Here is a 15,336-nt window from a genome sequence, read left to right as displayed (position 1 = left end):
GCGCATCAAGCGGGGTTAGCGGTGTTCATCGCGATTGCGGTTTTCCTGGACTGTCACCGTCGCTGTGGTCCCGGCTCGCAGGCGGTTTTTCGCGGCGTAATCCGCGTCAATCTGGATCCGCACCGGCACTCGTTGCGCCAGTTTGACCCAGGTGTAGCTCGGGTTGATGTTGGCCAGCAAGCGCCCGCCGGGGGCGTTTTCGCGGTCGCTGATGGCGAATGCGATGCTTTGCACGGTGCCGCCGAAACGTTCGCCGCTCATCAACTCGATGTGTACCCGGTCGCCCTCCTCGATTCGCGGCAACTTGGTTTCTTCGAAGTAGCCGCTGACGTAGAAGCTATCACTGTCCACCAGCGCCAACAGCGCGCCACCCGCCGTGGCGTAATCGCCTTCGCGGGTCAACAGATTGGTGACATAACCACTGACCGGCGCTTCGACACGGGTTCGCTGCAGGTCGAGTTCCGCTTGCGCTAAAGCGGCAATCGCCTCTTGCACGTTGGCCTGCGCCAGCCCGAGATTGGCCTGATTGCGCAACAACTCGGCCTGAGCCACCGCCACTTCAGTGCTGGATTTTTCCCACTCTTCACCCGAGATCGCGAAACCTTGCTTGAGCGTGCGCCGACGTTTTTCTTCGCTTTGCCGCTGCTTGAGTGTCGCTTCGCTGGAGACGATAGAAGCCTGGGATTGCCCCAGCGTGGCTTTCGAGACTTCCACCGCGCGTTTCGCCCGCTCCACCGCCAATCGGTAACTGGCCGGATCGATTTCCAGCAACAACTGGCCTTTCTGCACATGTTGGTTGTCGCGCACGGCAAGGTTGACGATGCGCCCGGCGACATCCGCCGACAACGTCACCACGTCCGCGCGCACCCGGGCATCGCGGGTCCACGGCGCGCGGGTGTAATGCTCCCAGGCGAACCAGCCAAGAATGAACGCCAGCAACACCAGCAAAAGCGTCGCGAGTCGGGGAAGGTATTTCTTCAAGGTTTCAAGCTCCCATAACCAGAATCAACGAGGCGCACACGCAGGCGTACAACGCGCCTTCGAACAGCGCTTCATGCCAAACAAAACGCAGCACGCCCAAGCGCCTGAGTATCCAGTCCAGCAGCAAAAAGATCGGCAAGGCCAACAGCAGGGCCTGGGCGATCGGCGGGATATAGACGCCGCCAATTTCCAGATCAATGGGCAAGAGCCGGTACTCCTTCAGGGTCGGCAGTTTCAAAGTAGTCGCGATAACGTTGCAGGAACGCCACCACGATCAAAAGCGATACGCGCATACGGAACACTGACCACAAGTGTTCGTGCACATCCAGGTGCAGGTCATCCAGTTCATCGCCCAAGGTGCGCAAGCGCGAGAGCAATTGCTCGACGTCGATACCGGTTCGCCGGGCAATCAATCTTCCGGTTTCGCGCACCGCAGAGAGCAAGCGGTTTTGCTGGTCATCACTGAGCAAGCTGTTGTCCTGCCCCTGTTGCCGGAGCTGGTTCAGCGCTACGCCCAGCGCCATGCAACCGAGCCCGACCTCGAACAGTTCTCTGGACTGACGATCTTCAATCGCCGGCAGCAGCCCGAGCATCATGGTCAGACGATCGACCATGCGGCTTTCGAAGGCGAATTGCTGTTCATCTGTAGGCGCCGTTTTCAGCAAGGCGTGCACTTGCTCGCAGTTTTCGTTGAACAAGCGGCGCATGCGCAACACCGGGCGGAACGGGAAGATCAACGCGTAGACACTCAAGGCCAGCACGGTCGCGCTGATATAGGCGCCGGCAAACTCGAACCACTGGATCGCGGTGTTCTGGCCGATGCCGGTGTTTTGCGGCCCCAGCAACAGGAACGTCGACAATCCGAGGCCGATCCCTGTGCCGGTGGTGGCCGGGGTGGTCAGGCCAATCGCGACCGCATACAGCAACGGCACCAGCAGCAATGCCAACAGCTCGAAATCACTGACCATCGGCACCAGCATGAACAGATAAAACGCCGAAGCGACCAGCGCCAGCGCCAGACCCCGCGCGTAACTTTGTGCGGCCAGCAATGGGCGCGGGAACGTCGCCATCAGCGAGCAAAGAATGCCCACCAGAATCATGCCGCCCCGCGCGCCGTCCCAGCCGGTTTCGATCCAGATCAGCCCGGCGACCACCAGCGCGGTGAAGGCGCGAACGGCGTTCATCGTTGCCAGTGTGAAGTCCAGGTGCAGCGGGTTTTCCTGGCCGCGAAACACGCAACTCGCTTCACGTCCGTCCTGAATCGCGTCACTCAGTTCGAGGATCTGTTCCAGTTGCTGCAGCAGCCGCGCCTGTTCCCAGCGCAACGCCCAAACCAGCGAGCGCAACGTCGCGGACATGGTTTCAGTGAGTTGCTCGGCTTTATAGGCTTGGTTATCGAAGCGCTGCTGCAACGCTACAAAGCGCTTGCGGGATTCGGGCGATAACGAGCGGCCCTGAGTGGCCAACTCGTCCAGAAAGATCAATTCTTCGGCGCGCAACAGTTCAATCTCTTCCGGCAAATCGCCCTGCCAGCGCTCGGCCAGCAACTCGCGTTGATGGCGCAGCGCGGTCAACCGTGAAGTCAGCAACACCAATTGATTGCCGAGCAATTGCACCAGGCCGTTGGCGCTGCGCAAACGGGGCGCATCGAAGTACAAATGTCGGCGCAGGCCTTCAAGCGCGCTGATCTCGCCGAGTAACTGCATCTGCCGACGATGGAAATCGGCTTCGCTCTCTTCGGTGCGAATCACTGCGGCGGCGTGGGTCGCGAGTAGCTTGATGACCTGATCGACCTTGGCGAAGTAATTGCGCGCCACGGTTTCCGGGCGTGCAGTCAGCAGGCTGACCACACACACGCACGCGACCGCCAACAGGGTTTCGGTGACGCGGGTGACGGCCAACAGAAACGTGCCGTCCTGATCGGGCACCGCCAACAGCCCCACCACTACTGCGGTGTAGCCGCTAAGCACAAACGCCTGGGAACTGGTGTAGCGCAACAAGGTGCCGCCAGCGGTGCACAGCGCCAGCCACAACGCCAGGGTAATAATGAACGGCACCGGCGCCTGCGGAAAAATTGCCATGATGATCACCGCGACCACCGCGCCCATCGTGGTGCCGATGACCTGACCAAAACTGCGCGCCAACGCCATGCCGCCCAATGGCTGGCTGACGATCACCACCGCCATGATCGACCATTTCGGCTGGTCAAGATCGAAGAGGAACGCCAGGTACAAGGTCAACAGCGCAGCGATGATGGTTCTCAAGGCAAACAGCAATCCACCTTGGCCTGGATTGAGCAGCATCTTGAAATATTGCAGAAAGGGTTGCATGGGCGCCGCTCTTTGAGTCATCTCCAGCAAGCGTAGTCACTGCTTCCGGACCTGGACAGGTTACAAATTCGACAGAGATTGTAGGCAAATTCGCTGATCAGTCATACCTTCTCGATAGATCCGCTCGATTGGCCTGTCAGCCATAGCGATTGGACAGGAACCCGTCGGGCTCCTAGGCTTGAACCGCTGCGTGAGCCTCACTTGGTATACCCCGCCCAATGATCGTACGTCCCAAGCCGAACCTGATCGGCATCCTGTTTTCCCTCAAGGGTTCAATCGCCAAGCGCATTGCCTTGCGCAGCCTGTTGGTGACATTGCTCGCCTCGGTGATCGTACTGGTCGAAACCTGGCACCCGGCGTACTTCTCCAAGGTCAACGCTACGCCGTTCACCCTGTTGGGTTTGTCACTGTCGATCTTCATGAGTTTCCGCACGATTGATGCTCAGCACCCGAACATCCCCGACGCGCTGCTGCAACGGATCGGCGCGCGCTGCTCGGAACTCGCCGAGCTGTGCCGCATCAGCGACTGGCGCTACACCCAACTGGAATCGCGACTGGTCAGCTTGAGCCAGGTTCAATTCGTCCTTAACTGAGCCAGGGTTTGACTCAACGCCGCGCCTGACCGAAGCTGACGTCTTTTGCAAAAACTCGTCAGCCCCCGGATTCCTGCATGCCCAAGTCCCGCCGCTATCTGATCATCAGCCTCTGCGTGCTGTTTGCCATTTTGCTCATCTGGTTTTTCCAGCGCAGCACCGTGCCGACCTTGCCGGCCGCGATCAAACACGGTTACAGCGAAGCGCTGACCCAGGCGCGCACCGGCCAACCGGGCGCGGCGCGGGTGCTGTATCAGCAACTGAACCGGCCGGACCTGTCGGCCAAACGGCGGATCTGGCTGTTGGTCGAACTGCCGAACTACCCGAGCCCGCAAGCGCTGAAACTGGCGGACGCCGATCTGCAAAACGAGTCGGCGGATGTGCGCGTTGCCGCGATCAAAAGTGTCGTGGGGCTAGTGCCTAGTCGGCAACGCAGTTTGTTGCTGGGGCCGCTCCTGGATGACGATGATCAAACCGTGCGCCTGGCAGCCGTCAACGCGCTGCTGGGTTTGTCCCCGGATGACCTCGGTTTGTATTTCGGGCCGTTGCAGCAAGCTATCGATGCCTGGGAGCGCGAGCTCAAACGCCAACCTGAAAGCGCCAATACCCACTACCAATTGGCCCGTTTGCACCTGCACAACGCCGAATTGAAAGAGGCGCAACAGGCGTTGGAGCGCACGTTGCAGCTCGATGCGGGCAACCTGCCGGCGCTGGTGATGCAAATCGAAGTGTTGGACAAGCAAGGCCAAAGCGATGCCGCCCGCCAATTACTCGCCAGGCAACTGCAAGCGCAGCCCGATTCCGCCTATCTGCAACACGCGCTCGGGCTCTGGTTGCTGCATCACGGACAAAGCGAATTTGCCGTGCTCGGGCTCTCCAAAGCAGTCGAGCTGGAGCCGGACAACAAGGATTATCGCTATGACCTGGCGACTACGTTGCACGGCGAAGACGAGTTGGAAGCGGCGCAGAAACAGCTTCAGGAAATCGTCCAGCGTCACCCTGCCGACCGCAAGGCGCGGGTGTTGTTGATCAACTATTGGAAGGAAAGCGGCCAGTTGCAGAACGTGCAGATTCTATTGGCGCAACTCGAGCAGCTCAACCCGGACGATCCGGCGCTGCAACAAGGCCTGTAAAAGTAAGAGCGCTGAAAATGTAAGAGATTGCCTTCAATGGCAATTCGATGGCTCGGGTGAAAAAAAGGTTGAACCGTCTTCACGGCAAAAGGTCAAGTGATCAGGCAGTCAATTCAGGCACTTCAGGCCTGCTGCCTCGCTTCCCCTAGTCATGAGAGGGCATTTTTTGTCAACATCTAACGAGTTGTTCAGTGCAAAAGCCGCCACCGGCATCGAAGGTCTGGATGACATCCTGGCCGGTGGATTGTCACGCGGACACGTATTTTTGCTGGAGGGAGAGCCCGGAACCGGCAAAACCACCGTCGCATTGCATTTTCTCCTTGCCGGATCCCGCGCCGGCGAGCGCTCGTTGTATATCACCTTGTCTGAGACCGAACGCGAACTGCGCCAAGGCGCGTTGTCGCACGGTTGGGAACTGGATGAGAACATCCACATATTCGAGTTGACCCCACCCGAAAGCCTGCTCAACGCCGAGCACCAGCAAAGCCTGCTGTATTCCTCGGACCTTGAGCTGGGTGAAGCCACCAAGCAGATTTTCGAAGTGGTCGAACGGGTCAAACCGACCCGCGTGGTCCTCGACAGCCTTTCTGAAATTCGCTTGCTGGCGCAAAGCTCGTTGCGCTATCGCCGGCAGATCCTCGCCATCAAGCATTACTTCGTGCGCTACGACGCCACCGTGCTGCTGCTTGATGACTTGACCACCGAATCCCTCGACAAAACCGTGCACAGCGTCGCGCACGGCGTCGTGCGCCTGGAAGAACTGACGCCGAACTACGGCGCTGAACGCCGGCGGATCCGCATCGTCAAATATCGCGGCCAGAAATACCGCGGCGGTTTCCACGACTTCACCATCATGGGCGACGGCGTCCACGTGTTCCCGCGCCTGGTGGCGGCCGAGCATCGTGGCAAATATGTGCGAACCCAGATGTCCAGCGGCATCAGGGAAATGGACGCGTTGCTGGGCGGCGGTATCGAAACCGGCTCCAGCACACTGATCCTCGGCCCTGCCGGTACCGGTAAATCGCTGATCTCAATGATCTTCGCCGCCGCTGCCGTGGCCCGTGGTGAAAAAGCCGCGTTGTTTATCTTCGATGAAGAATTGGGCTTGCTGTTCGAGCGCATGAACAACATGGGCATCGACCTGCTGGCGCTGCAAAACACCGGCAACCTGCTGATTGAGCAAGTCGACGCTGCCGAATTGTCGCCCGGCGAGTTCTCGCACCGGGTACGTCGCTGCGTCGATCAGCTCGACATCAAGACTGTGGTGATCGACAGCATCAACGGCTATCAAGCGGCGATGCCGGAAGAGAACGCGCTGGTGCTGCACATGCACGAACTGCTGCTGTACCTCAACCGCAGAGGCGCCGCGACATTCATGACCGTCGCACAGCACGGTCTGGTCGGCGACATGCAGGCACCGGTCGACATCACGTACCTGGCCGACACGGTGATTCTGCTGCGTTATTTCGAGGCTTTGGGCAAAGTGCGCCGGGCGATTTCGATCATCAAGAAACGTACCGGCAGCCACGAATCGACCATCCGCGAATATCAGATCAGCGGCAAAGGCATGACCATCGGCGAACCGCTTGACGCCTTCCAGGGCGTATTGCGCGGCGTACCGACCTACATGGGCGCGAACAAACCGTTGCTTGCGGACGACAACCTGTGACGGTCATGGCCGCGACGTCCGAGCGCGCGATCATCCTCGCGCCGCTGGGGCGCGATAGCCAGATTGCGCTGATGATGCTCAACGAAGCGGGATTCTCGGGCGTTATCGCCCGCGATCTCGCGGACTTGTGCGCGGAACTGGAAGACGGCGCCGGGATGCTGCTGATTTCTTCCGAAGCATTGCTCGGCGCTGATCTCGAGCGCTTGTTGCAATTGATCGATCAACAACCGGCATGGTCCGACCTACCGATTGTATTGCTCACCCACCACGGCGGGCCGGAGCAGAATCCGGCGTCGCGGCTTGGCCCGCAACTCGGCAACGTGACCTTCCTCGAACGCCCTTTTCACCCGGTGACCCTGATCAGTCTGGTAACCACCGCGTTGCGCGGGCGCCGACGACAATACGAAGCCAGGGACCGGTTGATCGACCTCAGTCAAAGCGAACAACGACTGCAAATCACCCTCGAAACCCTCGAACAGCAAGTCGAGGAGCGCACCGCGCAGCTGCGGCATAACGAAGAAGCGTTGCGCCAATCGCAGAAAATGGAAGCGGTCGGTCAATTGACCGGCGGCATCGCCCACGACTTCAACAACATGCTCACCGGCATCATCGGCAGCCTTGAGTTGCTGCGCCGACGTTTGGCGCGGGGCCGCACTGAAGATCTGGATGGCTTGATCGATCTGGGCGTGACCTCGGCCAACCGTGCGGCGGGTTTGACTCACCGCTTGCTGGCCTTCTCGCGTCGCCAGTCGCTGGACTCCAAACCGGTCGAAATGAACGCCCTGGTCACCTCCATGGGTGAGCTGCTGCAGCGCAGCATCAACGAAACCATTCAGCTCGACATGCAGCTAAACGAAAAGCTTTGGGTCGCCGAGGCGGATCCGAATCAATTGGAGAGCGCCCTGCTCAACCTGGTGTTGAACGCCCGCGATGCAATGCCCGACGGCGGCAAGTTGACGGTGAAAACCTTCAACCAGCATCTCGACGCGGCTTTCACCGAAACCCACGGCAATCTGCAACCGGGCGATTACGTAGTGTTGAGCGTCACCGACACCGGTTGCGGGATGCCGCAAAGCACCATCAGCCGCGCGTTCGATCCGTTTTTCACGACTAAACCGATTGGCCAGGGCACCGGGCTTGGGTTGTCGATGATTTATGGTTTCAGCAAGCAGTCGCGCGGCCATGTAACGATCGAAAGTGAAGTCGGCAAAGGCACCACGGTCAACCTGTACCTGCCGCGAAATATCAATGATCTGGTGCAGGACGCGCTGGTTAGTATCGAGCAAGCGCCTTACGCGCTCGATGGCGAAACAGTGCTGATTGTCGAAGACGATCCGGCGGTTCGGGTGTTGGTCAGCGCCGTGCTCAGTGAGCTGGGTTACGCGTTTGTCGAGGCGGGTGATGCCGACAGTGCGGTGCCGATCCTTGATTCCGACCAGCGCATTGATCTGCTGATCAGCGACGTCGGACTACCGGGCATGAATGGCCGGCAACTGGCGGAAATCGGTCGGCAATATCGTCCCGACCTCAAGGTGTTGTTCATTACCGGATATGCCGAGCACGCGGCAGTGCGCGGTGGTTTCCTCGACCCGGGCATGCAGATGATCACCAAGCCGTTCACCTTCGATCTGCTGACCGCCAAGGTGCGCGAGATGATTCGAATCTGAAGAATATGCCGGCGAGGGTTGCCGGCAGTAACCACTCAAAGAAGCTTGCGCGGGCAAGCCTCGCACCTACAGAACGCAAAAAGCCGCCATAGGCACACAGCTTGCTGGCGAAGGCTGCTTTAAAAGCGCCTTCGCCACCCAGTTGAGCCAACCTTCAGGACAACATGTCCTGCATCAATTCCTGCAACACATCCAGATCAAACGGCTTGCCCAGAATCGGCGCCTTGCGCGTGATCGGGCTGTCGGTTTCGCGGATTTCCTGCGGATAACCACTGATGAAAATCACTTTGAGTTCCGGTCGAAGTTTCACCGCAGGCTCGGCGATTTGCACGCCAGAGATTCCACCGGGCAGGCGGAAGTCGGTAATCATCATGTCCAGGTGGGGTTTGCTGGCAAGGATCTCGAAGGCCTGCTCACCGTTTTCGGCTTGCAGCACCCGGTAACCCTCACCCGACAGATAGGCAGACAACACCATCAAAATCGAGGGATCGTCCTCGACAATGAGTACTACATCTTGCGCATCTTCACTCATGGGAAGCCTTTGTTCGGTCAATAGCTGCTGATACGACCGTGGGGCCGTTCAGAGGTTGCGTTTATCTGGCTGTTTTCCTACAGCGGCAGACAAACGCGAAATAAGGCGCCTTCGTTGATCTTGCTCTCGACGACGATGGATCCGCCATGGGCGGCTACGATTTGTTCTGAAATAAACAATCCGAGCCCCAATCCAGCCACCACCGTCTTGGCTGAAACCCGCTCGAACTGCAGGAAAATACGTTTCTGGTTTTCTTCGCTGATGCCGATGCCACGGTCCTGAACCTCGACCCGCGCCTCGCTGCCGTGGCAATACACGCGCACGTCGATCTGGCCCTTGCCGCCGTAGCGCAGGGCGTTGGTCAGCAGATTGGAGATCACTTGCTCGATGCGAAACTCATCCCAATGGCCTTCCACCGCGCCCTCGGCGGTGAACACCACGGAAGATTCGGCGGCATCGACTTGCGGCGCGAAGTTTTGCAGCAAGTTATCGACGAGCTTCACCAGATCAAAACGACTCGGTCGGATCGACAGCTTGCCGGTGCGAATCCGCGACACGTCGAGCATGTCCTCGATCAGACGGATCAGGCTTTTGATCTGGCGCTCATCGCGGTCGACCATCGCGTGCATCTTGTCGAGGGTAAACGCTGCAGCGTTGTCCCGGGCCAGGTGCATTTTGCGCAACTGGGTTTCGAGGATCAGGCCGTTGAGCGGCGTACGCACTTCGTGAGCGACGATCGACATGAAGTCATCGCGCATACGCACCGCTTGCTCCAGCTCGTTCTGGGTGTTCTGCAACTGCTTGAGTAACGCTTCCTGCTCGCGGCGGCTCTGCTCCAGGGCTTCGACCTGTTGCTTCATCGCTTTGCTCTGGCGATACAAATCGACGAACACATTGACCTTGCTTTTGACCGCGTGGATGTCCAGCGGCTTGTGCAGGAAGTCGACGGCGCCGCTTTCGTAGCCCTTGAACGCGTAATTGAGCTCGCGACCGGCGGCGCTGACGAAAACAATCGGGATGTTCTTGGTTTTCTCGGTGCCGCGCATCAGCTCGGCCAGCTCGAAGCCATTCATGCCCGGCATCTGCACGTCGAGAATGGCCATGGCGAACTCGTGTTGCAGCAACAGCGACAAGGCTTCGTCCGCCGACAGCGCCTTGTAGACCGTGCGGTCTTCGCGCTTGATCAGCGCTTCAAGGGCCAACAGGTTCTCCGGCAAATCGTCGACGATCAGCAGCTTGGCTTGAATATTACTTAACATGCGATTTGTTCCAGCTCGACAATCAAACGGCCGATGCCGTGTATGGGAAGTATGTAGTCCGGCTGGTGCAAGGCCAGCGCCGCCCGCGGCATCGTCGCCACCTGGGCCTCTTCGGGATCTTGCACCACCGTCAGGCCACCACGCACCTTGACCTGCGCCAGGCCGCTCGCCCCGTCGCGATTGGCGCCGGTCAGCAGCACCGCAGCCAGAGCCGGGCCGTAAACATCAGCGGCGGACTCGAACAGATAATCGATCGAGGGCCGCGAATGGTGCACGCGGTCTTCCAGGCTCAACGAAAAACTGCGGTCCTGCTCCACCGACAAGTGATAACCGGGGCCGGCGAAATACAGCGTGCCCGCCTCGACCGGAGTCTTGTCGTACGCTTCGAGCACCGGCAGCGAAACCCGTCGGGAAAACACTTCGGCCAAATGGCTGCGGCGCTCTTCGGGCAAGTGCAGCACCACGATGATCGGCAGCACAAAGCCTGGGCGCAGTGGGCCCAGGATGTTCAACAACGCCTCGACGCCGCCGGCCGAAGCACCAATCACGATAGCCTCTACGGTCGGCAAACCGGGTGCGTGGTTCATGATTTGCGGTAGATCCGTTCTTGTTTGACCAATGGCTCGAACTGCTTGCCGAACGCCGAGAAGTCCGGCGTTTCCTTGCTGCCCAACACCAGGAAACCGCGGTGGCACAACGACTCGTGAAACAGTCCGAAAGCCCGGTCCTGAAGTTTTTTGTTGAAGTAAATCAACACGTTACGACAAGAAATTAATTGAGTTTCGGAGAATACACTGTCCGTCGCCAGGCTGTGATCGGCAAACGTCACGTTCTCGCACAGGCTCTTGTCGAAAATCGCGTAACCGTACGCCGCCGTATAGTAGTCGGCAAATGAACGCTGGCCACCGGCCTGCTGATAATTGGCCGTGTAGGCACGGACATTCTCCATCGAGAAAATCCCTTGCTTGGCTTTGTCCAGCGAACGCGGATTGATGTCGGTGGCATAAATGATGGTGCGGTCGAGCAGCCCTTCCTCGCGCAGCAGGATGGCCATCGAATAGACCTCTTCGCCCGTGCTGCAGCCGGCAATCCAGATCTTGATCGACGGATAGGTCTTGAGCAGCGGCACCACTTCCTTGCGGATCGCGAGAAAATGCGACGGGTCGCGAAACATCTCGCTGACCGGGATCGTCAGCAATTGCAGCAACTGCATGAACGCGGTCGGATCGTGCAGGACCCTGTCCTGCAACGCCGAGATGGTTGCGCACTCGAACTGACCCAACGCGTGACTGACCCGGCGCTTGATCGAAGCACCGGAATAGTCGCGAAAGTCATAGCTGTACTTGAGGTAAATCGCCTCGATCAACAGCCGCAGTTCGATTTCGTTATTCTTTTCCACTAGTTGTTCTTTTCCACTAAAGGTTTTCCACTAAAAGCTTTCCACTAGATGCGTTCCATTTTCGGCAACCACACGCGGATCAGCGAGAACAGGCGATCGAGGTCGATCGGCTTGGCCAGGTAGTCGTTGGAACCCGCCGCGAGGCAACGTTCCTGATCGTCCTTCATGGCTTTTGCCGTGACGGCGATGATCGGCAGTTTGCGCCAGCGCGGATCCTGGCGGATCAAGGCTGTGGCCTCGTAACCGTCCATCTCCGGCATCATCACGTCCATCAGCACCAAGTCGATGTCCTCGACTTCATTCAATCGCTCGATCGCTTCACGACCGTTACGGCCGATCACTACCACAGCGCCCTTATGCTCCAGCGCACTGGTCAGGGCGAAGATGTTGCGCACATCGTCGTCCACCAGCAGCACTTTGCGGCCCTCGAAGACCTTGTCGCGACTGCGCGCAGTCTTGAGCATCTTCTGGCGCTCATGGGACAACTGCGATTCGACTTTGTGCAGAAAGAGTGTGACCTCGTCGAGCAAGCGTTCCGGCGAGCGCGCGCCCTTGATGATGATCGAGCGCGAGTACTTGCGCAGCTCGGCTTCTTCGTCGCGGGTGAGGTTGCGCCCGGTGTAGACAATCACCGGCGGGAACGAGCAAATGTCCTCGGTGGCCATGCGCTTGAGCAGGTCATTGCCGAGCATGTCCGGCAGTTTCAGGTCGATGACCATGCAATCGAAGATCGTCTCGCGCAGCAGATCGAGCGCTTCCTGAGCGAAACCGACTGCGGTGATTTCGATGTCTTCATCGCCAATCAACCGCGCAATACTGTCGCGCTGCAGGTCATCGTCCTCGACCAGCAACACGCGTTTGACCTTTTGCGTCAGTTTGGCTTCCAGCCGTGCGAACACGTCTTTGAGCTCTTCGCGGGTGGTCGGTTTGACCGCGTACCCGATGGCGCCCATGTGCATCGCCGCTTCGACGCGGTCTTCGACCGAAATCACGTGAACCGGGATGTGCCGGGTTTCGGCGCGTTCTTTCAGGCGTTGCAACACGGTCAAACCGGAATGGTCCGGCAGGCGCATGTCGAGCAGGATCGCGTCGGGGATGAACTCTTTCGCCAAGTCGTAACCTTCATCGGCGCCGTGCGCGACCAGGCACTGATAACCCAGTTCGTGCGCCAGATCGTAAAGGATGCGCGCAAAGTTCGGCTCATCTTCCACCACCAGAATGCAGCGCGTGGTGAACGGTGCCTTGGTGCGGTCATCGTCGAAACGCGGGATGTCGACTTCGGCAATCACCGGCACCTGTGCAGCAGGGGCAGCCGGTTTTGGCACGTAAGCCACCGGCGTTGCGCGCATCGGCTCGATCGGTTCTTCGCCTGGTTCGATGTATTGCAGCGGCAACACCAGGGTGAACGAACTGCCCTGCCCCGGCTCACTGGTGACGCTGATCGAGCCGCCGAGCAACACTGCCAGATCACGCGAGATCGACAGGCCCAGCCCGGTGCCGCCATAACGGCGGTTGGTGGTGCCGTCGGCCTGGCGGAAGGCTTCGAAGATGCTTTCCTGCTGATCGGCCGCAATGCCGATCCCGGAATCGCGGACGATAAAGGCAATGCCGTCACCCGGCTGGCTGGCGACGGTCAGGCTGACGCTACCCTTTTCGGTGAACTTGACGGCGTTCGACAACAGGTTCTTGACCACCTGTTCCAGACGTTGGCGGTCGGTGAAGATCATCATCGGCGCGCCCGGCTGCAACTCGATGTTGAACTGCAGATTCTTGTCCTTGGCCATCGGCTCGAACATCCCGCGCAGGCCTTCGACCAAGCGCGAAACGCTGGTGTTTTCCGGGCGCATGTCGAGTTTGCCGGCCTCGACTTTGGAAATGTCGAGAATGTCGTTGATCAGGTTGAGCAGATCGTTGCCGGCGGAATAGATCGACTCGGCAAACTTGACCTGTTCGGCGCTGAGGTTTTCCTGCGGGTTTTCCGCCAGCAGCTTGGCGAGAATCAGCGAACTGTTCAGCGGTGTGCGCAGTTCATGGGACATGTTGGCGAGGAATTCGGACTTGTACTTGCTGGAGCGCTGCAACTCTTCGGCGCGTTCTTCCAGTTGCGTCTGGGCCTGATTGAGTTCGGTGTTCTTCTGGTCCATCGCATCGCGCTGGTCGGACAGAATCTGCGCCTGCTCGGCGAGCTGTTCGTTGGTCTGTTCCAGTTCGACCTGCTGGGTTTCGAGGTGCGCCTGGGATTCCTTGAGAATCCGCGACTGCTCTTCCAGCTCTTCGTTAGCGGTTTTCAGCTCTTCCTGCTGCACTTGCAGTTCTTCGTTGAGCTGCTGGGTTTCAGCCAGCACTTCCTGCAAGCGCTGACGATAACGCGCGGCCTCAATAGAGGTGCCGATGTTGCTGGCGATCAGCTCGAGCAATTCGACGTCGCGCTCTTCCAGTGGACGCAGGAAACCCAGCTCGATCACGCCGTTGACCCGATCGTCGTCGCTGGTCGGCACCACCATCACGCTGTGCGGCAGGCCTTCGCCGAGGCCGGAGCTGACGCGAAAATACCCTTGCGGCACGTTATCCAGACGAATCAACCGCGCTTGCTGCACGGCCTGACCGACAATGCCTTCGCCGTCGTAGATCGCTTGATCCTGCTCTTCCTGCTCACGCGAAAAACCGTAAGAAGCCACGCGTTTCAGGCCGCCATGGTCTTCGCGTATATAAATAGCGGCGACGGCGGTGCCCATGTATTGCGCGCAGAATTTGAGGATATTGCGCCCCAACATTTGCAAGGACAGCTGCCCCAGCACTTGTTCGGCCAGTTCGGTCTGACCACTGCGCAACCAGCCTTGCTGCTCGAGACGCGCGGCGCTGGCCTGTTGCGCGGCCATGTTGGCGGCATAGTTTTGCGACAGATTGAGCAAATCGCGACGGCCGATATAGGCCAGCAGACCGCTGATGCCGGCAACGAATAGCAGATAAAGGGTGATGCTCCAGATCGTCGTGCGGCGCACTTCTTCGTTGCGCGTGGTGCGCAACTGTTGCTCCATGTCGATCACGTCTTCGAATTGCTTGCGAATCTCATCGGTCAGGCGCTTGCCGCGACCGGCCTTCACCGCGCCGCGATAGTCGCCGCTGCTGCGCTGCAAATCGATCATCGATTGCGCATAAGTCGCCCATTCGGTTTGCAATGCCTGCAAGCGGTGCAAACGATCGGTCTGAATCGGGTTGTCGCCGGTCAGTTCGAGCAAGGTATTGAGCGCGACCGCAATGCGCGGCTTGGCCGTTTCATAAGGGTCGAGGAAGTGCTCGTCGCCGCTGAGCAGGAAGCCGCGCATGCCGGTTTCCAGGTCGACGGTGAGCTTCACCGCTTCATTAGCGTTATTGATCACCCGGTCGGTGTGCTCGACCCATTGGATGACGGACAACAGGTAAGTGATCAACGCCACAAAGAAAACCGCGCTGATAGCGCCCACGCCCAGCGGCAAACTGACGTTGCGGCTCAGCAGTTTACGGAATCGTTGCTCATCAACCGAGGACGCAGGGGTCATGGGAAATGCCTTGTCGAACTGTCGAAAACCAGGGAGTTTGCCCGAAAACCCCTACACGAATCTAATTTTCTGACAGCTTTTGTCGCAAATTCCGGCAATTAGCTGCGCTTGATCAATGGCGCGCGTTATCCTTGCGCGTTCCTGCACATCGCCTATTTTTTGTATTGGGTCGGGAACTTGTCGGGGTCCGGCAATTACTCAAGCAAGAGACCGGCGAATTCGATCGACCGCCGA

General features: G+C 59.0%; 11 protein-coding genes and 1 pseudogene. 4 read left to right on the top strand and 8 right to left on the bottom strand.

Features of this window, described 5'->3' with window-relative positions; all coding sequences use genetic code 11:
• Positions 1-15: 15 nt before the first annotated feature.
• The 3 genes from BLU01_RS26410 to BLU01_RS26400 are packed head-to-tail and all read right to left on the bottom strand — an operon-like array spanning position 16 to position 3,311.
• The gene (locus BLU01_RS26410) at positions 16-981 is read right to left on the bottom strand and encodes an HlyD family secretion protein (RefSeq protein ID WP_092281022.1); all 966 of its coding nucleotides are present in this window, start codon (positions 979-981) and stop codon (positions 16-18) included.
• 4 nt (positions 982-985) lie between these two features.
• The gene (locus BLU01_RS26405; RefSeq protein WP_092281020.1) at positions 986-1,186 is read right to left on the bottom strand and encodes a DUF1656 domain-containing protein; all 201 of its coding nucleotides are present in this window, start codon (positions 1,184-1,186) and stop codon (positions 986-988) included.
• Entirely contained in the window at positions 1,176-3,311 is a 2,136-nt protein-coding gene (locus tag BLU01_RS26400; protein WP_092281018.1) for an FUSC family protein, read from the bottom strand. Before BLU01_RS26400 ends, BLU01_RS26405 begins: the two co-directional genes overlap by 11 nt.
• Positions 3,312-3,529: 218 nt before the next feature.
• On the opposite strand from BLU01_RS26400, the pseudogene BLU01_RS26395 reads away from it, so the two are divergent.
• The 4 genes and pseudogenes from BLU01_RS26395 to BLU01_RS26380 form a co-directional block, all read left to right on the top strand.
• A pseudogene (locus BLU01_RS26395) lies at positions 3,530-3,889 on the top strand (hypothetical protein); the annotation flags it as partial.
• Positions 3,890-3,981: 92 nt separating this feature from the next.
• On the top strand, positions 3,982-5,037 hold the full coding sequence (locus BLU01_RS26390) for a tetratricopeptide repeat protein (RefSeq protein ID WP_092281016.1): 1,056 nt from the start codon (positions 3,982-3,984) through the stop codon (positions 5,035-5,037).
• Positions 5,038-5,203: 166 nt separating this feature from the next.
• Positions 5,204-6,706: an ATPase domain-containing protein gene (locus BLU01_RS26385; RefSeq protein WP_092281014.1), complete on the top strand. Its 1,503-nt coding sequence runs from the start codon at positions 5,204-5,206 to the stop codon at positions 6,704-6,706.
• A gap of 5 nt (positions 6,707-6,711) precedes the next feature.
• A complete protein-coding gene (locus tag BLU01_RS26380; RefSeq protein ID WP_408003125.1) occupies positions 6,712-8,373 on the top strand; it encodes an ATP-binding protein in 1,662 nt (553 codons plus the stop codon).
• Between the two features lie 154 nt (positions 8,374-8,527).
• Here the strand turns inward: BLU01_RS26380 and BLU01_RS26375 are convergent, their stop codons facing one another.
• The 5 genes from BLU01_RS26375 to BLU01_RS26355 form a co-directional block, all read right to left on the bottom strand.
• Positions 8,528-8,905 (bottom strand): response regulator, encoded by a 378-nt coding sequence (locus tag BLU01_RS26375; RefSeq protein WP_010460444.1) that lies wholly within the window; start codon positions 8,903-8,905, stop codon positions 8,528-8,530.
• 77 nt (positions 8,906-8,982) lie between these two features.
• Positions 8,983-10,164: a hybrid sensor histidine kinase/response regulator gene (locus tag BLU01_RS26370; protein WP_092281010.1), complete on the bottom strand. Its 1,182-nt coding sequence runs from the start codon at positions 10,162-10,164 to the stop codon at positions 8,983-8,985.
• On the bottom strand, positions 10,158-10,751 hold the full coding sequence (locus tag BLU01_RS26365; RefSeq protein ID WP_092281008.1) for a chemotaxis protein CheB: 594 nt from the start codon (positions 10,749-10,751) through the stop codon (positions 10,158-10,160). The genes BLU01_RS26370 and BLU01_RS26365 overlap by 7 nt, the downstream gene beginning before the upstream one ends.
• Entirely contained in the window at positions 10,748-11,563 is an 816-nt protein-coding gene (locus BLU01_RS26360; RefSeq protein WP_092281006.1) for a CheR family methyltransferase, read from the bottom strand. The genes BLU01_RS26365 and BLU01_RS26360 overlap by 4 nt, the downstream gene beginning before the upstream one ends.
• 44 nt (positions 11,564-11,607) lie before the next feature.
• Positions 11,608-15,102, bottom strand: coding sequence for a response regulator (locus BLU01_RS26355; protein WP_092281004.1), 3,495 nt, complete (start codon positions 15,100-15,102; stop codon positions 11,608-11,610).
• Positions 15,103-15,336 lie beyond the last annotated feature (234 nt).

This window comes from Pseudomonas prosekii, assembly GCF_900105155.1.
GTDB lineage: Bacteria > Pseudomonadota > Gammaproteobacteria > Pseudomonadales > Pseudomonadaceae > Aquipseudomonas > Aquipseudomonas prosekii.
Note: the sequence above shows the minus strand (reverse complement) of the source record. Positions and strands in the feature narration are given on the sequence as shown.

Bases quoted from the DNA above. Each gene is read 5' to 3' on its own strand.
- BLU01_RS26380 (WP_408003125.1), top strand. From the start codon at position 6,712: ATGGCCGCGACGTCCGAGCGCGCGATCATCCTCGCGCCGCTGGGGCGC.
- BLU01_RS26375 (WP_010460444.1), bottom strand. From the start codon at position 8,905: ATGAGTGAAGATGCGCAAGATGTAGTACTCATTGTCGAGGACGATCCC.
- BLU01_RS26370 (WP_092281010.1), bottom strand. From the start codon at position 10,164: ATGTTAAGTAATATTCAAGCCAAGCTGCTGATCGTCGACGATTTGCCG.
- BLU01_RS26365 (WP_092281008.1), bottom strand. From the start codon at position 10,751: ATGAACCACGCACCCGGTTTGCCGACCGTAGAGGCTATCGTGATTGGT.
- BLU01_RS26355 (WP_092281004.1), bottom strand. From the start codon at position 15,102: ATGACCCCTGCGTCCTCGGTTGATGAGCAACGATTCCGTAAACTGCTG.
- BLU01_RS26390 (WP_092281016.1), top strand. From the start codon at position 3,982: ATGCCCAAGTCCCGCCGCTATCTGATCATCAGCCTCTGCGTGCTGTTT.
- BLU01_RS26400 (WP_092281018.1), bottom strand. From the start codon at position 3,311: ATGCAACCCTTTCTGCAATATTTCAAGATGCTGCTCAATCCAGGCCAA.